The 16087-nt window shown below is 70.3% G+C and carries 28 protein-coding genes; all 28 read left to right on the top strand.

Features of this window, described 5'->3' with window-relative positions; genetic code table 11:
- The first annotated feature begins 133 nt into the window (after nucleotides 1-133).
- The 28 genes from HUW46_RS23190 (at nucleotide 134) to HUW46_RS23055 (ending at nucleotide 16085) form a co-directional block, all read left to right on the top strand.
- Nucleotides 134-373: a helix-turn-helix transcriptional regulator gene (locus tag HUW46_RS23190; protein ID WP_215549274.1), complete on the top strand. Its 240-nt coding sequence runs from the start codon at nucleotides 134-136 to the stop codon at nucleotides 371-373.
- The gene (locus HUW46_RS23185; protein ID WP_215549273.1) at nucleotides 370-648 is read left to right on the top strand and encodes an excisionase family DNA-binding protein; all 279 of its coding nucleotides are present in this window, start codon (nucleotides 370-372) and stop codon (nucleotides 646-648) included. The genes HUW46_RS23190 and HUW46_RS23185 overlap by 4 nt, the downstream gene beginning before the upstream one ends.
- Before the next feature lie 68 nt (nucleotides 649-716).
- Nucleotides 717-1166, top strand: coding sequence for a hypothetical protein (locus tag HUW46_RS23180; protein ID WP_215549272.1), 450 nt, complete (start codon nucleotides 717-719; stop codon nucleotides 1164-1166).
- Complete coding sequence (locus HUW46_RS23175; RefSeq protein WP_215549271.1) at nucleotides 1163-1681, top strand: hypothetical protein; 519 nt, start codon at nucleotides 1163-1165, stop codon at nucleotides 1679-1681. The genes HUW46_RS23180 and HUW46_RS23175 overlap by 4 nt, the downstream gene beginning before the upstream one ends.
- A complete protein-coding gene (locus HUW46_RS23170) occupies nucleotides 1678-1839 on the top strand; it encodes a hypothetical protein (RefSeq protein ID WP_215549270.1) in 162 nt (53 codons plus the stop codon). Before HUW46_RS23175 ends, HUW46_RS23170 begins: the two co-directional genes overlap by 4 nt.
- Nucleotides 1840-2029: 190 nt before the next feature.
- The gene (locus HUW46_RS23165; RefSeq protein WP_215549269.1) at nucleotides 2030-2209 is read left to right on the top strand and encodes a hypothetical protein; all 180 of its coding nucleotides are present in this window, start codon (nucleotides 2030-2032) and stop codon (nucleotides 2207-2209) included.
- On the top strand, nucleotides 2206-3084 hold the full coding sequence (locus HUW46_RS23160) for an ATP-binding protein (RefSeq protein WP_215549268.1): 879 nt from the start codon (nucleotides 2206-2208) through the stop codon (nucleotides 3082-3084). Before HUW46_RS23165 ends, HUW46_RS23160 begins: the two co-directional genes overlap by 4 nt.
- The gene (locus tag HUW46_RS23155; RefSeq protein WP_215549267.1) at nucleotides 3081-3716 is read left to right on the top strand and encodes a hypothetical protein; all 636 of its coding nucleotides are present in this window, start codon (nucleotides 3081-3083) and stop codon (nucleotides 3714-3716) included. Before HUW46_RS23160 ends, HUW46_RS23155 begins: the two co-directional genes overlap by 4 nt.
- Nucleotides 3713-4012 (top strand): hypothetical protein, encoded by a 300-nt coding sequence (locus HUW46_RS23150; protein ID WP_215549266.1) that lies wholly within the window; start codon nucleotides 3713-3715, stop codon nucleotides 4010-4012. Before HUW46_RS23155 ends, HUW46_RS23150 begins: the two co-directional genes overlap by 4 nt.
- 80 nt (nucleotides 4013-4092) lie before the next feature.
- On the top strand, nucleotides 4093-4341 hold the full coding sequence (locus HUW46_RS23145; RefSeq protein WP_215549265.1) for a hypothetical protein: 249 nt from the start codon (nucleotides 4093-4095) through the stop codon (nucleotides 4339-4341).
- The gene (locus HUW46_RS23140; protein WP_215549264.1) at nucleotides 4338-5195 is read left to right on the top strand and encodes a hypothetical protein; all 858 of its coding nucleotides are present in this window, start codon (nucleotides 4338-4340) and stop codon (nucleotides 5193-5195) included. The genes HUW46_RS23145 and HUW46_RS23140 overlap by 4 nt, the downstream gene beginning before the upstream one ends.
- 169 nt (nucleotides 5196-5364) lie before the next feature.
- A complete protein-coding gene (locus HUW46_RS23135) occupies nucleotides 5365-5697 on the top strand; it encodes a hypothetical protein (protein ID WP_215549263.1) in 333 nt (110 codons plus the stop codon).
- A gap of 59 nt (nucleotides 5698-5756) precedes the next feature.
- Complete coding sequence (locus HUW46_RS23130) at nucleotides 5757-6182, top strand: hypothetical protein (RefSeq protein ID WP_215549262.1); 426 nt, start codon at nucleotides 5757-5759, stop codon at nucleotides 6180-6182.
- Between the two features lie 285 nt (nucleotides 6183-6467).
- On the top strand, nucleotides 6468-6719 hold the full coding sequence (locus HUW46_RS23125) for a hypothetical protein (RefSeq protein WP_254126472.1): 252 nt from the start codon (nucleotides 6468-6470) through the stop codon (nucleotides 6717-6719).
- Between the two features lie 150 nt (nucleotides 6720-6869).
- On the top strand, nucleotides 6870-7118 hold the full coding sequence (locus tag HUW46_RS23120; RefSeq protein ID WP_215549260.1) for a hypothetical protein: 249 nt from the start codon (nucleotides 6870-6872) through the stop codon (nucleotides 7116-7118).
- Between the two features lie 188 nt (nucleotides 7119-7306).
- Nucleotides 7307-7585, top strand: coding sequence for a hypothetical protein (locus tag HUW46_RS23115; RefSeq protein WP_215549259.1), 279 nt, complete (start codon nucleotides 7307-7309; stop codon nucleotides 7583-7585).
- Between the two features lie 152 nt (nucleotides 7586-7737).
- Nucleotides 7738-8073, top strand: coding sequence for a hypothetical protein (locus HUW46_RS23110; RefSeq protein WP_215549258.1), 336 nt, complete (start codon nucleotides 7738-7740; stop codon nucleotides 8071-8073).
- Nucleotides 8073-8282, top strand: a complete 210-nt coding sequence (locus HUW46_RS23105; RefSeq protein WP_215549257.1) for a hypothetical protein — start codon at nucleotides 8073-8075, stop codon at nucleotides 8280-8282. Before HUW46_RS23110 ends, HUW46_RS23105 begins: the two co-directional genes overlap by 1 nt.
- A gap of 479 nt (nucleotides 8283-8761) precedes the next feature.
- Nucleotides 8762-9091: a terminase small subunit gene (locus HUW46_RS23100; RefSeq protein ID WP_215549256.1), complete on the top strand. Its 330-nt coding sequence runs from the start codon at nucleotides 8762-8764 to the stop codon at nucleotides 9089-9091.
- On the top strand, nucleotides 9088-10656 hold the full coding sequence (locus HUW46_RS23095) for a terminase (RefSeq protein WP_215549255.1): 1569 nt from the start codon (nucleotides 9088-9090) through the stop codon (nucleotides 10654-10656). Before HUW46_RS23100 ends, HUW46_RS23095 begins: the two co-directional genes overlap by 4 nt.
- A gap of 69 nt (nucleotides 10657-10725) precedes the next feature.
- A complete protein-coding gene (locus tag HUW46_RS23090; RefSeq protein WP_215549254.1) occupies nucleotides 10726-13791 on the top strand; it encodes a phage portal protein in 3066 nt (1021 codons plus the stop codon).
- A complete protein-coding gene (locus tag HUW46_RS23085) occupies nucleotides 13791-14099 on the top strand; it encodes a hypothetical protein (protein WP_215549253.1) in 309 nt (102 codons plus the stop codon). The genes HUW46_RS23090 and HUW46_RS23085 overlap by 1 nt, the downstream gene beginning before the upstream one ends.
- Nucleotides 14096-14455 carry a hypothetical protein gene (locus tag HUW46_RS23080; protein ID WP_215549252.1) on the top strand — a complete coding sequence of 120 codons (360 nt, stop codon included), beginning with the start codon at nucleotides 14096-14098 and terminating at the stop codon, nucleotides 14453-14455. Before HUW46_RS23085 ends, HUW46_RS23080 begins: the two co-directional genes overlap by 4 nt.
- Complete coding sequence (locus HUW46_RS23075) at nucleotides 14452-14832, top strand: hypothetical protein (RefSeq protein WP_215549251.1); 381 nt, start codon at nucleotides 14452-14454, stop codon at nucleotides 14830-14832. Before HUW46_RS23080 ends, HUW46_RS23075 begins: the two co-directional genes overlap by 4 nt.
- Nucleotides 14833-14846: 14 nt before the next feature.
- Nucleotides 14847-15275 carry a hypothetical protein gene (locus HUW46_RS23070; protein ID WP_215549250.1) on the top strand — a complete coding sequence of 143 codons (429 nt, stop codon included), beginning with the start codon at nucleotides 14847-14849 and terminating at the stop codon, nucleotides 15273-15275.
- A complete protein-coding gene (locus tag HUW46_RS23065; protein WP_215549249.1) occupies nucleotides 15275-15628 on the top strand; it encodes a hypothetical protein in 354 nt (117 codons plus the stop codon). The genes HUW46_RS23070 and HUW46_RS23065 overlap by 1 nt, the downstream gene beginning before the upstream one ends.
- Nucleotides 15625-15903, top strand: coding sequence for a hypothetical protein (locus tag HUW46_RS23060; protein WP_215549248.1), 279 nt, complete (start codon nucleotides 15625-15627; stop codon nucleotides 15901-15903). Before HUW46_RS23065 ends, HUW46_RS23060 begins: the two co-directional genes overlap by 4 nt.
- 23 nt (nucleotides 15904-15926) lie before the next feature.
- Complete coding sequence (locus HUW46_RS23055) at nucleotides 15927-16085, top strand: hypothetical protein (protein ID WP_215549247.1); 159 nt, start codon at nucleotides 15927-15929, stop codon at nucleotides 16083-16085.
- The last annotated feature ends 2 nt before the right edge of the window (nucleotides 16086-16087 follow it).

The raw sequence follows: 16087 nt of genomic DNA, 5'->3' as shown, positions 1-16087 counted from the left end.
CTCCTCAATGTGCACAGCACATTAGCGCATATGCGCGATCAAGACAACGCACTGAGTGATCATGCCTTAACGTGCACGCGTACTTACATGCATGTGCGTTGCCATGCACGTTCATGCACGCTAGGTTGAGTGCATGAGAACACCACTCGCACTCCCGTTCAGCGGAGCCCGCCTCCGCGAACTGCGCGAGCGCCGGGGCTGGTATCAGGCCGCGCTCGCCTACCACGCCAGCACCGACGCACTCGTGATCGGCCAAACCACCATCAGCCGCCTGGAGTCCGGCGACCACCGGCCGAGCCCGCCCGTGCTCGCCGCGCTCGTCGCCGCGCTGGGCTGCGAGGTGGACGACCTGCTCGACCGGGAGACCGTGTGAGCGCGCCGAGCCTCGCCGCCGTCGCCAGCCTGCTGGAACAGGCGGCCGCCGAACTGCGCGCCGCCGACGCCGCGACGAGCACGGCGCCGGTCGGCGAACAACCGCCGCGCGACGCGTGGACCCCGCGCGAAACGGCCGAGCGACTCGGCATCCCCTACGACACCGTGCTGGGGCTCATCCGCTCCGGCCAACTCAGCGCGCAGCGCGCGGGCCGCTACTACGTCGTGCCCGATGCCGAGATTCACCGCTATCTCGGCACGAAGAAATCCGCCTAGCACCAACGAAAAACGCCCGCTCCGCGCGTGCAGGCGCGGAACGGGCCACACGAGAGAGGCACCCTCCCATGCACGACCAGAATCCCAGAGAGCGCAGACGGACGCTCGCGGACCTCGCCGCCGAGACGCCGGTGTGGCCGCTCGGCGAACTCGCCCGCCACCGTGCCGACGACCGCCGCACCAGCCGGTGGGAGTTCCACGGCCTGGCGCTGCTCGACATCGTGCGCGTTGTTCCCGGCGTCGTCGTCGACGAGCAGGTGGTGGGCGAACTCGTGTGCACCGTCCGCGCGCTGAAGAAGGACTACGACGACACACGGGCGCGGCTGTCGACCATCGGCGGGGCGCCGTTCCCCGAGTTCTGGTTGCCCGCCCGGCAGATGGCCCACCTTCCGTGCCAGTGGTTCGCCGGGTGCCGGACGCTCGCGACCGCGATTCGTCAACACCCCGTGCTCGGCCCGGTACCGGTGTGCGGCGCGCACACCGTCGAGAACTTCGGCTACGGGGAGCGTGGACGGTGACCGAAGCGCTCTTCGATGTGCCGCCGGACGCGCCGGTTGGGTCGGTGCGCGCCGCGCTCTACTACGTCGGGCAGGCGCTCCGCGGTCGCCGGGGGCGAGTTGACGCGATGACGCGCGCTGAAGCCGAGTTGTCGGCGGTCGTCGCGCGTGAGGCGAAGGTGGCGGCCGCCCGCGACGCCGAGGTGTCGGTGCCCGCCGAGGGCAAGGTGGCCCGGAGCCCGCGCGCCAGCTCGGCGCGCGCGGCACGGCTCGTCGAGCCGAAGACCGGAACGCAGCGCGCGCGCATCCTCGACCACCTCGTGCTCGTCGGCGCGGCGACCGACCACGACTTGGTGCGCGCGCTCGGCATCGGGGAAAGCTCCGTCCGGCCGCGCCGGGGCGAACTCGTCGACGCCGGGTACGTCGTGGACTCCGGCGAGACCACCCACTACCAGCCGAACGGCCCGACGTGGACCGTGTGGAAACCGACCGACGCCGCCCGCTCGTGGCACCGGCGGGCGCGGGAGTCCGCATGAGCGCCCGCGTGTGGCTCGGCGGCGACCGGCTCACGATCGATGCCACGCTCTACCGCCTGCTGGCGGCGTGGCGACGGGACATCGACAGTGTGCCCCTGCCCGACGGCCCGCCGATCCCCCCGACCGTTCCGAATGGACAGACCGGCGGCGGCTCATGAGCGACGCCGACGCGCTCGGGCGCGTGCTCCACACCGTGACGGCCGTCCTGCCGTGCCCGAGCTGCGCGTCTCGCGACGGCTACGCCGTGCATGAGCGCGCCGTCCGGCGGCTGTGCTGCGGCGCCCTCGCCGCTCTTCCTCCCTTGCCGTGCCACGGCCCCTACTCCCGATCCCGAAAGGCCACGACCTCATGTTGACCGTTGTTCCACCGGCGCCGCCGTCGGTGCCCGCCGACTGCCGCACCTGCCACGACCGCCCGATGCTCGTGCGGGCCGTCGACTGGCCACTGACCCGGTACCGGCAAATCCCGTGCCCGAGTTGCGGCCGCGCCGCCGCGCTCACCGTCGAGCAGTTCGGCGGTGCGCGGTGACGGTCGAGTTCCTGCCCGCCAGCCGCACGGCGGCGAAAGTCCGTGTCGCGCTGGCGGGTCCTGCGGGCGCGGGCAAGACCTTCACGGCGTTGTCGCTGGCGACGGCGTGGGGCAGCACGGCCGTTGTCGACACCGAGCGCGGCCGCGCCGCGAAGTACGCCGCCGTCAACGGGTGGCAGTTCGACACCATCGCGCCGCAGACGTTCGCGCCGCTGTCCCTTGTGGACGCTTTGGCGGCCGCCGCCGACAAGGGTTACGAGACGGTCGTGGTCGACTCGTTGTCGCACTACTGGATGGGCGCGGACGGGATGCTCGAACAGGCTGACCGGCGCCAGCGCGGCGGAAACTCGTTCTCCGGCTGGAAAGAGGTTCGTCCCGACGAACGCCGGATGATCGATGCCCTGTTGAGCTACCCCGGCCACGTCATCGTGACCCTGCGCGTGAAAACCGAGTACGTCGTGGAAGACGACGACAAGGGCAAGAAGGTGCCGCGCAAGGTCGGGCTCCGGCCCGAGCAACGAGAGGGCATCGAATACGAGTTCGATCTTGTCGGAGACCTCGACCTGACGAACACCCTCCGCGTGTCCAAGTCGCTGATTCCGCACCTGTCCGGGGCGGTGCTCCCGCGCCCCGGTGCCGAGCTGGCGGGGCAGATCGCGGAGTGGTTCGCCGAGGGCGACGAGGTACCGAGCCCGATCGACTACCGCGACCGCGCCCGCGCTATCGACGACCTCGACGACATGGCGGGGTTGCTGGCGAAGGTGCACCGGCTCGGGCTCGGCGGCGCGCCGCTGCTCGACGACGACGGCCGCACGTCCACATTGGACGAGTACATTCGGGGGCGCGGCCGCGCGCTCAAGGCGGCGCTGGAATGAGTCGGGATACACGTCCGTCCGATCACGTCGTCGAGCTGGTCACCGCGCGCTCGGGCGGCGCCTGCGAGGGCCGCACCGGGTGCCCGAACCTCGCCGCCGAGATCCATCACCGCACCGGCCGCCAGATGGGCGGCTCCCGTGAGGCGTGGATCAACGAGCCCTCGAACCTGATGCACCTGTGCTGCGACTGCCACCGGTGGGTGACCCTCCACCCGACCGACGGCCGTCGACTCGGGTGGCTCGTCCGGCGCGGCGTCGAGAAGCCGATCGAAGTGTCGTTGTACCGGCGCGGCGGCCTGGTGCTGCTCGACGACTCCGGCGGGTGGGAGCCGACCGACCGCGCGCCGGTCACAGTGCACCACTCGACGTGCGAGTGCGGCGTGAAGTCCCCGCCGCAGCATCTCGTCGACTTCCTCGACCACTGGGAAGACGAGCATGTGCGCGACTGCCCGCGCGTCGTGCCGAGCCGTTGGGACGACGTGCTCGAAGTGTGGGAGTACCCGCGTTTCCCTGAGTTCGAGCGCACCGAGGAACCCGAGCAGGTCGCCGCCGACCGGTGGCGCCCGACCGTCCACTCAACCGCGCTCCCGCGCGCCGCCGGAACGTGGCATACCCACTGGAGGAACCCGTGAGCGTCACCCTGTCGAGCAGTCTGCCCGCCGACGAGCGAAACGGGCTCGGCGAGATCTCCGCCGCGCTCGTCGACGACCCGCTAGCCGTTCACGTGATCGTGGCCGTTGTCGACTGCACCAAGATCACGACCAAAGTCGAGTCGGGCGACGTGGTGCCCACGGCCCGCATCCGCGCGTGCGAGGCATTCCAGGCGACCACGGCGCAAGCGAAAGAGCTGAAACGCCTTGTGCGGCGCCAGTTCGAGCAGCGCACCGGCCGCGCCGCGCTCCCGCTCGACGACGTACCCGAGTCCTGACCCCGAGACCGGCGGGGCCGTCGCGTGCCCACCAACCGCGACGGCCCCGCCCCACCAACAAGCCGCGGAAGGGGGGCGCCGTGATCCGGTTCACCGCGGGCTCGTCGAGCGCCACCGCGCGCGCCCTGTACGCCGCGTGCCACGCCGGAACGCTCCCCGCCGAGGTTCTGTCCACTGAGGACCGCGCGCGGCTCGTGCGCGCGCTCTGGCGGCGCGGCTGGGCCGACGTGGAGATCGCCGAGCACACCCTGATGTCGACCTACACCACCGCGCGTATCCGTTCCGCACTCGGCTACGCGCCGCACCCCCGCACGAAGAGAGCAGCATGAGCGCGCCGACCGATGACCGCACCTACATCCGGGTGCACGACGGCATCGAGGACCATCCGAAGATCGTTGCGTTGTCCGACAAGGCTTTTCGCTTGTTGATCACCACCTGGGCGTGGTGCTCGAAGCATCGCACCGACGGCCGCGTGCCTGCCGCCGTGTGGCGCAAGCGCGGCACGGCGAAGGCGCGCGCCGAGCTGGTGACCGCCGGGCTCGTCGACGGCGGCGCCGACGCACCCGAGATGCACGACTACTTGCAGCATCAGCGGTCCGCCGCCGAGATCGCGCTTCGGGTCGAAGCGAAGCGCGCCGGTGGCCGGATCGGTAACCACATTCGGTGGCACGTGGCGCGTGGCGTCGTCGACCGGCAGTGCGAGCACTGCAACGACGACCCGCCCCCACCGCCGCAACGCGGTCCGCACCGATCGGATATCCGATCGCACCAGCGATCCCAACACGATCGCAAACCGTCGCCAGAGGCAGAGACAGAGACAGAGGCAGAGAAGGGAGGGGGGAACGTCGCGACGCTGCGCGCGGTCGCCGACGGCGCCAGCGAGCAACCCCCCACCCCCGCCAGCCTTCCGGCGAAGAGCCGCCCGCCGTCGCGGTGCACCCACCACGCCAACGACGACCGGCCGCCGCCGTGCGGCCGCTGCGCCGACGCCCGGCGCGCCGCCGAGCGCCACGACGCCGAGCAGGGCGAGCACCAGGCCGCCGTCACGGCCGCGCTCGCCGCCGCCCGAGCAGACCCCGCCCAACGCTGCGCCCACGGCACCGACGGCGGTCTGTTCCGCCGCCCCGACACCGGCGCCCTGGTGTGCGCCCTGTGCCGCCGAGCCGAACGACACGCGTCGTGAGCACCTCCCCGCAGCACCAAGCAACCCGCGTTGCGGCGCAAGCCGTGCGGTGCCCGCGGTGCGGCGCACGGCCGTACGAGACCTGTTGGAACACCGGGAGCGGCGAAACCCTGCACGCCCCCGCCCACTGGCAACGCATCCGCGACGCCCGAACCGAAGAGAGGACAGCATGAGCACACCCCCACCGCCGCCGCTTGCGTGGCACTCGACCTACCGCGAGCAAACGTGGTTGCTCGAATGGTTGGCCGACGGCCGAAGCGATCAGGTTGTCGTTCCGCACCTGTCCGGCGGCGACGTGTCCGACCCGGAACACACCATCACCATGACGAAACTCCGGAAGATGCGCGCCATCGGCTTGGCGCCGTACGTCGGCCCTCCGTTCGTCTACGAGTGGATGTGCGCCGTCGACGAGCACGGGCACGGCATCGCTGGTGAAGCGCGAAGGGTCTACACCGAACCCATCCCGCCGCACGATTGGATGTTGCCGCCGTGGACCGCGTGAACACGCCGGGCGGCGTGCCCGCTCGACCGGCCGCCGCCGACCGGGCAGCATTCCCCGGTATGGCTGATCTTCACGTTCTGGTGCGGCAGTTCCCCGGCAGCGTGCCCGAGGTACTCGGCGCGTGGACCGACCGGGCACACGTCGACGGGCTCGCGCGCGAACTCGGCGACGGGCACTTCGTCACCACGGCTCCGCTCGTCGACGGCGCCACCGGTTTCGTGGCGCACGTGTGGGAGTGCCGCGCGAGGGTCGAAGACCAGGCGGTGACCGTCGCCGAGCCTCGCCCCCTGCATGGCGCGTCGCGGGTCGTGTTCGACACCGCCGACGTTCCGCCCGAGCGGGTGCACGTCGACCGCCACGCCGCCGAGCTCGACGCCGCAGTGACCGGCCGCACGGTGCACTACGTGACGGCGTGGGCGCCGACGGCCGAACGGGCGCGCGAGCTGGCGGCCGCGCGGGCCGAGGAACTGCGCGGCACGGCCTGACCCGCGCAAGACTCCATAGATGTGACGTGTACGACTCACTATCCACTTGCGATAGTGAGTCGTGGTGACACATAATAGAGAGGTCCCAAACGGGGCGGCCCCCTCACCGGGTGCTCGCACCACCCGCGAGGGGGAAAACTACAGAGAGGAAAGGGAAACTCCGTGAGCGATTACGCTGATGATCGGTTCTATGGGGTCCGCTATCACGAAAGTGCTGGCGATGACCTCTACCAGGTGTCGGGTCGCATCCTTAGCGACCTGAAAGCCGATCAGCGCACGGGCCGGATGCCCTCCACCGTGATCCTCGTGGTCGCGGTCGCCGGGCACACGATCACCGTGCAAGCCCATGTGCAGGACGCCGAAGAGTTCGCCCAGTGGACAGCGGAGACCATCCGCGCACGGGCGACCACAGTGGCGGACCGGTACAACTGGCGCGGCATCCACAACACCGCCGACACCCGCTTCAAGTTCGGGTGCTCGGTCCGCGTGGTGCGGGGCCGGATCGACGCAACTCACCTGGGTTCGATCATCGGGTAACTGAGACCGGGGCGGCGGCACCCAGCCGCCGCCCCGGCGCCCACGGCATACCCTGACCCCGATGTAGACGGACCCCCGGCGCACCTCGCACGGCGCCGGGGGTCCTGGGAAACTCCGCCGACCACTGTACCCGAAGGGAGGCCGCGACCGATGGCCCCGAAGCCCACGACGCCACCGGCCGCCGAGCTGGCAGCGCTGCGCAAGGCCGCGGCCGCGCTCGCCGCCGCCGAGCAGCGCGTGAACAAGCTACGCGCCGAGCGAGACGCCGCGCTCGCCGCCGCGCGTCGAGCTGGCGCCACCGGCGACCACCTCGAAGAGGGAAGCGGCATCAACCGCCGCAACGTCTACCGCGCGCTTGCCACCGCCGGATACGACAACAACGGCAACCCGGTCAAGTAGTCGAGTCGCTGCGCCGCGTGGCCGACGTAGGGTCACGATCATGGGCGACGAGAAACCGGCGGTATGCAGGAAGTGCGACGAGGCCCCGACCGGACCAGGCGGGATCTTGTGCCCGTCGTGTCGGGAGGCTGATCGAGGCGCAAACCCTGCCGTAGCATAGGGAATCCAGTCGACGAGGAGACGACACCATGGCCACATGGCGGAAGCTGTTGCAAGAGGAACGCGAGAACGTCGGCGACGCGTCGTCTGTTGTCGCGGTTGCTCCGGACGAGTCGGTGCTCGACATCGAGTTCAATGCCGGTGGCGGGTTGACCGAGGGCGCCGCCATGCTCGTGTGGACCGAGGACCGGGTCTACTTCCCCGCCATGTACGACGGCGGCGAATGGGTCGCTTCCGCGCCCCGGAATCCCGGCCCGGACGGCATGCAGCACGTCGGCCCGGATGAGTCGTTCTTGGACGAGGACTGACTTCACCCGGCGGGGTGGTCGGTGCCCGCTCGGCGCGGCGGCCGCGCTCTGTCCGGCATGGAGAAGATCAGGCGGTTGGTGCCGTTGTCCGAAGTGGAGAGCCCGCTCACCACACCTTGCGACGATCGAACACGTGTTCTACCGTGCCGGATGTGCCGCGCTCCGACCGGTCCGACCGGGCCCCCGACATCTGGACGCCCGTCCAGCCGTGCCGCGTGTGGGTTCGACTGGCGCGCGTGTTCCCCATCCACCCCAACGACCTGGCGCCCAACCCCGACGGCGTGAAGACCGGCGAGGGCGAAACCGGCGGCGTCTTGCTCGGCTGGCTCGACACCTGGCGCGGCGGCCGCCTCGGTTACGTCAAGTTCGAGCTGTCCACACCGGACGGCCGCCGGATCGTGTCAACCTGCCAATGGCTGCCAGAAGCGTGGTTCGAGCTGCCTTCCGGTCGGCGCCGCACGGTCGGCGGTCCGCGGCTCTACGGCTGATGTCCGAACACGCGCTCATCCCGCTCGGGCGGCGGTTCCGCCTGTTCGATTGGGGGCACGTCCACCGCATCGTGCGCTACGTCGAGCAGCCCGACCCGCGAAACCCCGGCGAGACGGTGACGCACTACCTCGTGGAGAACGAGGGCAACGGCTGGCGCTGGCTCGGTTCTGACGCGTTCATCCGCTCCACGGGCACCCCGCTCCGCTAGCGCCGAGCATCACCCCCGCCACCACGGGGACCGGTATTAAAATACCGGCATGAGTCGCGCGTGGTCTGGGGGAAGCACCCGCCGGTGGCGTGCCGTCCGCGCGTTCGTGCTCGACCGCGACGGATGGGTGTGCGGCCTGTGTCACCGCACCATCGATCCTCGGTTGCGCCACCCACACCCCATGTCGGCACAGGTTCACCACCCCCACGGCAAGGCCCGGGGGGATGACCCTGCCCTGTGCATGGCAGCGCACCGCGCATGCAACCTCCGTGTAGGCGACCCCACCACCGCGCCCGACCCCGAGCCTCGATCGATGACCAGGTGGTGATCATGCTTCACAACACTCTGACCTGCGAAAACACACGACCACAGTGGACAGTGCCTCTGACCTGCGGTTTTTCCCCGCCGGCTGGGTGCCCGGACATCCACGCCCCTGTGTCCTCTCTCTCCCCGCATTCACCGACACCCGGCGGTCGGTCGTGAACGGCCCGGCGGACGCCGACGAGACCCGTGTGGACGGCGGGGACGTGGTGGGCGCGGTTCGGTCGGCGCTGGCGGTTCTGGCGCTGGAACGGGCCGACTTGGCGGCGCAGGCGCTCGCGGTGCGGCTCGCGGCGACCATCGACGCCGAGGAATCCGGGCGCACGGTGTCCGAGCTGGCGCGGCAGTTGCTCGCGGTGCTCGAATCGCTCGGCGCCACCCCGGCCGCGCGCCGCGCGCTCATGAAGGGCGTGCCCGAGCAGGCCGCCGCGAAGGCGTCCGCGCTCGACGAGCTGCGCAAGCGGCGCGAGCGCCGGAGTGGGGCGTGAGCGTCCCGACGATTCCCGGCTACCCGCTCGGCGCCGGGCAACCGGCGGTGCTCGGCCGGACCGAGCCGCGGATTTGGACGCCGCCGCTGCGCGAGCTGACGCCGGAGACCTCGTACGGGTTCGACGTGATCGAGTTCGCCGCCGAGGTCGTCGAGCAACCGTTGGACCCGTGGCAAGAGTGGGTGGTGATCCACGCGGGCGAGTTGCTGCCCGATGGCCGCCCGCGGTTCCGAAAGCTGCTCATCCTCGTGGCTCGCCAGAACGGCAAGACGCACTTGTTGGTCATCCTGACCCTGTTCTGGTTGTTCGTCGAGCGCGTCGGCCTGGTGCTCGGCACGTCGACGAAACTCGACTACGCCGCCGAGTCGTGGCGGAAGGCGTGCCGTCTGGCGCGGCGGGTACCGGACCTCGACGCCGAGATCCCCGCGAACGGCGGCATCCGCAAGGCCAACGGCGAACAGGTCCTCTGGCGCGCGGACGCGATCGAGGAAGCGCTCGACGAGGGATCGCGGTACAAGATCGCCGCCAGCAACGCCGAGGGCGGCCGGTCGCTCACGATCGACCGTCTCGTGATGGACGAGCTGCGCCAGCACCGCGACTATTCAGCGCACGACGCCGCCGTGCCCGCGACCAACGCCGTGATCGACGCGCAAGTCATGGGGATCTCGAACGCCGGAGACGACACGTCCGTGGTGCTGAACGACATGCGCGCCGCCGCTATCCGGTTCATCGAGACCGGAGAAGGCGACCCGCGCGCCGGGCTGATCGAGTACTCCGCGCCCGATGGTTCGTCGCCTTTGGATCTCGACGCGCTCGCGCACGCGAACCCGAACCTTGGGCGCCGCATCGATCCGGATGCGTTGCTCGGCGACGCCCAGACCGCGGTCAAGCTCGGCGGCGCGAAGCTCGCGGGGTTCAAGACAGAGAACATGTGCATGAACGTGCCGATCATGGATGCCGCGATCGACGGCGCCGCGTGGGCCGCCGGGTTCGAGCCCGGAACGCTCGACGACGTGCGGCACCGGATCGCGTTGTGTCTCGACGTAGCGCCCGACGGCGAACACGCCACGCTCGTGGCGGCCGCCGTGCTCGACTCCCGCAAGGTCCGGGTGGAGGTCGTCAAGGCGTGGACGGACACGGCGACGTTGCGCGCCGAGCTGCCCGCGCTCGTCGCGAAGGTCAAGCCGAGGGTGTTCGGGTGGTTCCCGGCGGGCCCGGCCGCCGCGCTCGCCGCCGACTTGCGGGAGAACCGCACCGCCGGATGGCCACCGAAAGGCACCCGCGCCGAAGAGATCCGCCAGGACGTACCCGCCGTCTGCATGGGACTCGCGGACCTGGTGAAGACCGGCGGCGTGCTGCACTCCGACGACCCGTTGCTGACCGCGCACGTCACCGGCGCGGAGAAGCTGCGCCAGGGCGACGCGTGGCGGTTCGTCCGGCGCGGCGTCGGGCACTGCGACGGCGCGTACGCGACGGCGGGCGCGGTCCACCTGGCGCGCGCGATGCCGGTACAGCAAAAGCCGGTGGTCGTCTCGCGCCGCCGGAGTGCCGAACCCGCTGGGTGATATCTCGCACGCAAGAGTCTTGCGCGAAGATCTCTCATTTCGCGAGAGGTCCCCGGTATAGTTATTGGGGTGGGATGGTTCCGGACGCTGCGCTCCTGGCGCGACGCACCGAGAGGTGGTGACGGTTCCCCGGCGACCCCGAGCGCCGGGGAACGCTTCTCCCGTCCCCTGAATTTCACGCTCGACCTGCCGCCGGAAATGACGTTCGGCGGCGGCCTGCCGATGGACGGGCCGATCGAACCGCGGATCGGGCGCGCGCAGGCCATGAGCGTCGGCGCGGTGAAACGCTCACGGGACCTGATTTGCGGCACGCTCGGCGCGCTGCCCATGCGCGTGCACAACCGCGACCGGCAGACGGTGCCGAACGTGCTGTTCGAGCAGCCCGAGCCCGACACCGCCCGGTCAGTCACCATGACGCGAATCGTGGAAGACCTCTTTTTCGAGGGCCGCGCGTGGTTGCGCATCACCGAGTTCGGTTGGCACGGCTACCCCACGAAGGTGCGGCGGCTGGAACCGCGCGCGGTCAACGTCCAGCAAAACGCCAAGGTCTACGTGTCCTCTTCGGACGGACGTGTGCAGGGTGGGGCGTGGGAGTGGGTGCCCGACGCCGAGTTGATCCGTATCGACTCGCCGAATGACCCGCTCCTGACCGCCGGTGCCCGAGCGATCCGGACGTGTCTTCTGCTCGACCGCGCCGCCGCCCGCTACGCCAGCGACCCGTTGCCGCTGGGGTACTTCGCGCCCGCCGAGGGTGCGATGGACCCGACCCCGGACGAGGTGCGCGACTTGCTCGACGAGTGGGAAGAGGCGAACCGGTCCCGTTCGTGGGGCTACGTCGGCGCCGCGCTGCGCGCGAACGTCTTGCAGTGGAACCCCGAGCAACTCCAGCTCGCGCAGGCGCGCGACACCGCCGTGTTGGAGATCTCCCGTATCTGCGGGCTCGACCCCGAAGACCTCGGGGTGTCGACCACGACCCGGACTTACCAGAACGCCGAGCAACGTCGCCTCGACATGCTCGACTTCACGCTGAAGGCGTACGTGACCGCGATCGAAGACCGGCTATCGATGGGGGACGTGTTGCCGCGTGGGCACTTCGCGCGGTTCCAGTACGAGGGCTTCCTTCGCTCGGACACCTTGACCCGCATGCAGGTCTACGAGATCGGGCGCCGTGTCGGCGTCTACAACGACGAGCGAATCGCCGAGCTGGAAGACATCCCGAGCGCGCGCCCGCAGAAACCACCCGCCCCGGCCGCGCCGCCGCCCGTCGAGCAGGCGCCGCCCGCCCCCACCACCAGCAAGGAGGACGCCGTGGCCGCCACTGCTGGCCAGCGTTGGCACTTCACCGCGGACGGCCCGCTCGCGCTCGGGTTCGACCTCGACGCCGCAACCGCACAGTTCACAGTGGACAGTGCCAAGCGCACCGTGTCCGGCGTCGCCGTGCCCTGGGGCGCGGTCGCGCGCTCCGGCGGCCGCCGCTGGCGGTTCGCGAAGGACTCCCTGCACTGGGGCGGCGACGCATCCCGAGTGAAGTTGAACAGGGACCACGACCGCGCGCAGTCATTCGGCTACGCCGCCACGCTGGAAAGCACTCACGCCGGGCTCGTCGCGTCGTTCCGCATCGGGCGCGGCGCCGAGGGGGACGCGATGCTCGCGCTCGCCGAAGACCACGTTTACGACGGCTTCTCGATCGAAGTGGACTTCGAGCCCGGCGACGGCTGGGAGCCCGACCCCACCGACGAAACCGTGTGCCTGGTGCACAGCGGAACCCTGCGCGCCGTCGCGCTGACCGCAATGCCCGCTTTCGACGGCGCGAGAGTCGCGCACGTCGCCGCAACCCGAGAGGAAACCACCGTGTCCGCACCCGCCGCACCGGCCGCCGAGCCGACCCCGGCCGAGCCCGCCCCGGCCGCTCCGGCGGCCGTCGACTTCGCGCAGCTCGCTACCGGCCTGTCCGAGTCCATCCGTACCGCGGTCGCCGAGGCGTTCGCGAACCTGCCGCAGCCGCAGGGCGGCCGCCAGGTCATCCCCGCCGGGGAAGGCGCCGCCGTCGTCCGTGAGCCCCTGGTGTACCGAATGGACGGTAACGGGCACTCGATGGTGCGCGACGCCTGGAAGGCGCGCACCGAGGGCGATGTGGACGCCCGCGACCGGCTCAACAAGTTCTCGCTCCAGCTCACCAACGCCAGCCGTGAAGCCTCCGAGCCGGTGCGGTTCGGTGCGAATACCGGCAACGCCGCCGCCGTGATCCCGCCCGGCTACCGGCCGGACCTCTACGTCACCCAGCTCATGCAGGGCCGTCCACTGTGGTCGGCGGTCAGCCGCGGAACGCTCACCGACGCAACCCCGTTCACCATCCCCGCGTTCGGCTCGGCGTCCGGGATGACCGGCAATCACACCGAGGGCACCAACCCCACCGGCGGCACGCTCGTCGTCGGCACCAAGACCGTTTCGCCCGGCGCAGTGTCGGGGCTGTTCAGCCTCACCCGCGAAATCGTCGACTCGGCCAACCCCGCGATCGACGCGATCGCGACGCAGGCAATGCAGGAGTCCTACACCCAGCAGACCGAAGCAAAGCTCTACGCCGAACTCAACGGCCCGAACGGGCAGGGCGGCGCGATCACCGGCGGGTTCGTTCCCTCGGGCGCGCAGGTGTCGACCACCAAGGGCGGTTCGGTCGCCGGTGGCACGCTCGGCGGCGAAAAGCTGATCATGGGTTCCCGCGCGGCGCTGGCCGCCTACCCGTTCCGCCGCTTCGGTGCGCCGAACAGGATGTTCCTTTCCGCCGAGGGAACTTCGGCGTTCGCTACCGCGCTCGACAACACCGGGCGGCCGCTGCTCCCGTCCGTCGGCGCACAGAACACGGTCGGCGTCGGCAACGCGGTGACGCAGGGCTGGTACGTCGACGGGCTCGCCGCGCAACCGGCGTGGTCGATGTCCGGCAACGCCGCCGGGGACGCCGACGTGCTCGGCTTCAACTCGAACGACGTATGGGCGTGGGAGTCGCCGCTCCTGACATTCCGGTTCGAGGAACGCGGCGGCCCGGCGAACATCGACCTCGCGCTGTTCGGCTACGTCGCGTGCCGCGTGCTGCGCCCCGTCGGTGTCTTTGCCGTCCGGCACACGGTGGACGCCTGATGTCCGCGCCCCGCAAACCCGGCAGGCCAAGCCAGCAGCGGCCGCAGCCGGTGCCCGAGCCGCCCGCCGTCGACGAGCACCCGGCGAACCGCCAGCTCGTCGACGACCCCGAGCCCGTCGACGAGCGCGCGGCCGCCGAGCGCGCGCGAGCCGCCGTGGACGGCACCGACACCACGACGGACTACACCCGCCGTGCTGGCGGCTACCGGCTCACCGAACGCGGCTGGGTGCTCGACGACGCCCCGGCCACCGTCATCGTCGGGGAGCACGGGCCCGAGCTGGACACGGGCGGGAGCGCCGAGCAGTGAGCACTTGGCCGCCGACGCTGGCGCAGCTCAAGAACGACCGCAAGGTGCCGCTCGACGACACCCGCGACGACGAGCGGTACACACGCTGCCTCGACGCCGCCGTAGCTTTCGTCGAGCTGCATCGACCGCGGTTCAACTACGCCGACGACCCGCTGTCGACCCTGCCCGCGCCGACGGCAGACCTCGTGCTCGGCACGCTCCGGCTCGCCGGTCGGTGGATCACCCGGCAGGCGTCCCCCGACGGCATGCTGAACATGGGCGGTGATCTCGGCGGCGCCGCGCGCGTCACGAGCGGGGACGCCGACATTGACCGTCTACTTCGGATCGGGCGGTTCGCCGTGGCGGTGATCGGATGAGCACCACTCCGGCGGCCGCGCTCGACGAACTCGCCGCCGCGCTCACGTCGGTAACCGGGCTGCGCCTGGCGCAGCTCGGCGCCGACTTCGAGCCGCCCGGCGTCGTCGTCGGCGTCCCGCGACTGGAATGGTCGGGATACCACGGCTACGGCAACGACACGACCCCGCCGAGCGCCGCGAGCTTTCCGATTTTCCTCGTGGCGAACCTCGACCCCGACAAGACAGTGAGCGAGCTACTGCGGTACGGGCCGCTCGTCGGCGCCGCGATCGAGAAAGTCACCCGCGCGACCGTGGAAGCCGCGGACCCCGGTTTCTACACCGCTGGCGGCCGTGACCTTCCCGCGTACGTGTTCACCGCCGAATTTCCCTTGTCCTGAAAGGAGTTGTCTTCATGGGAGTCAACCACCGGCGACTCAAGCTCATTACGTTCACGATCGGCGGAACCTCGTTCGAGTGCCAGTTGAACAGTTGGACGATGGACCCCGGTAGCGATGACGGCGACCGGCAGTACACCTACTGTCCAAACGGGACGTTCGTGGAAGAGACCGACGACGAACCCAGCTTGGAACTGAAATTCTTCTCTGACTGGCGTTCCGGCGGGATCTCGGACTACCTGTGGTCGCACCCGAACGAAGAGGCCGAGTTCGTTCTTGATCACCACCCGGACATTCCCGGCGAACATGTCCGGTGGACCGGAAAGCTCCTGATCAAACCGGCGCCCGCCGGTGGCGACGTGCGTGAAACCGAGATGACCGAAGTAACCCTTCAGGTTCTCGGCAACGTCGCGGATGGCACGCTGAAATACGAAAGGGTGTCCTGATGGCTCGCGCATCAGTGTCCACACAGGACGTGTTGCGTGCCGGGCTCGCTCCGGTGCACACCTCGCCGACCGCCGACGGGGATATCGCCGATGTCGGCTCGGGGGTGTTCCTGTCCGTGATCAACGGCGGCTCGGGACCGGTCACGGTCACCGTGCAGACCCCCGGCGTCGTCGACGGCGACTTGCCCGTCGCCGACCGCGCGGTGACGGTGCCCGTCGGCACCACCCCGAAGTTGATTCCCCTCAATTCGACCGCCTACCGGCAACCGGTCGGCGACCCCAATGCAGGGCGCGCCCTGGTCGACTACTCGGCCATCACGTCCGTAACCAGAGCGGTGGTGCACATCCCATGATCACGTTCGAGCTGACGACCGACGACGGCCACAAGTCCACAGTGGACGCTACGGCGCGTGACGTGCTGATGTGGGAGAAGACCACGAAGGGCGCGAAGTTCGGCGACTTCCAGGACGGCTCCGGGCTGACCCTGGCCGCGATGTACAAAATCGCGTGGTTCGCCGCGAAGCGGGTCGGCGTCGTCGACGGTGTGGACCTCGCCGAGTTCGAACGGGACTACGACGTGGTCCCGATCGGGGACGACGACGCGGACCCTACGAGCGAGGATCGCTAGCCCGCACCCTGGTGGCCCTCGCCGTGTCCACCGGCATCCCGCCGAGCGTGTGGGCCGACGAGGGTGCCGCCGCGATCGCGACGGCTGTGCAGATCCTCGACGAGCAAGACAAGAAAGCGAACGGAAGGCCCTCGGAGCCGGGGCAGGGCTCGCCCTATCAGGGCGTCCAGTTGTCCGGGTGATC

This window comes from Amycolatopsis sp. CA-230715 (assembly GCF_018736145.1).
Lineage (GTDB): Bacteria > Actinomycetota > Actinomycetes > Mycobacteriales > Pseudonocardiaceae > Amycolatopsis.
The sequence above is the reverse complement of the archived record's forward strand: the minus strand, read 5'-3'. Positions and strand labels throughout refer to the sequence as shown.

Excerpts from the sequence above, each read along its gene's own strand:
- HUW46_RS23190 (WP_215549274.1), top strand. The coding sequence starts at position 134 with ATGAGAACACCACTCGCACTCCCGTTCAGCGGAGCCCGCCTCCGCGAA.
- HUW46_RS23180 (WP_215549272.1), top strand. The coding sequence starts at position 717 with ATGCACGACCAGAATCCCAGAGAGCGCAGACGGACGCTCGCGGACCTC.
- HUW46_RS23170 (WP_215549270.1), top strand. The coding sequence starts at position 1,678 with ATGAGCGCCCGCGTGTGGCTCGGCGGCGACCGGCTCACGATCGATGCC.
- HUW46_RS23165 (WP_215549269.1), top strand. The coding sequence starts at position 2,030 with ATGTTGACCGTTGTTCCACCGGCGCCGCCGTCGGTGCCCGCCGACTGC.
- HUW46_RS23155 (WP_215549267.1), top strand. The coding sequence starts at position 3,081 with ATGAGTCGGGATACACGTCCGTCCGATCACGTCGTCGAGCTGGTCACC.
- HUW46_RS23140 (WP_215549264.1), top strand. The coding sequence starts at position 4,338 with ATGAGCGCGCCGACCGATGACCGCACCTACATCCGGGTGCACGACGGC.
- HUW46_RS23135 (WP_215549263.1), top strand. The coding sequence starts at position 5,365 with ATGAGCACACCCCCACCGCCGCCGCTTGCGTGGCACTCGACCTACCGC.
- HUW46_RS23130 (WP_215549262.1), top strand. The coding sequence starts at position 5,757 with ATGGCTGATCTTCACGTTCTGGTGCGGCAGTTCCCCGGCAGCGTGCCC.
- HUW46_RS23125 (WP_254126472.1), top strand. The coding sequence starts at position 6,468 with ATGCCCTCCACCGTGATCCTCGTGGTCGCGGTCGCCGGGCACACGATC.
- HUW46_RS23120 (WP_215549260.1), top strand. The coding sequence starts at position 6,870 with ATGGCCCCGAAGCCCACGACGCCACCGGCCGCCGAGCTGGCAGCGCTG.
- HUW46_RS23115 (WP_215549259.1), top strand. The coding sequence starts at position 7,307 with ATGGCCACATGGCGGAAGCTGTTGCAAGAGGAACGCGAGAACGTCGGC.
- HUW46_RS23105 (WP_215549257.1), top strand. The coding sequence starts at position 8,073 with ATGTCCGAACACGCGCTCATCCCGCTCGGGCGGCGGTTCCGCCTGTTC.
- HUW46_RS23085 (WP_215549253.1), top strand. The coding sequence starts at position 13,791 with ATGTCCGCGCCCCGCAAACCCGGCAGGCCAAGCCAGCAGCGGCCGCAG.
- HUW46_RS23075 (WP_215549251.1), top strand. The coding sequence starts at position 14,452 with ATGAGCACCACTCCGGCGGCCGCGCTCGACGAACTCGCCGCCGCGCTC.
- HUW46_RS23070 (WP_215549250.1), top strand. The coding sequence starts at position 14,847 with ATGGGAGTCAACCACCGGCGACTCAAGCTCATTACGTTCACGATCGGC.
- HUW46_RS23065 (WP_215549249.1), top strand. The coding sequence starts at position 15,275 with ATGGCTCGCGCATCAGTGTCCACACAGGACGTGTTGCGTGCCGGGCTC.
- HUW46_RS23060 (WP_215549248.1), top strand. The coding sequence starts at position 15,625 with ATGATCACGTTCGAGCTGACGACCGACGACGGCCACAAGTCCACAGTG.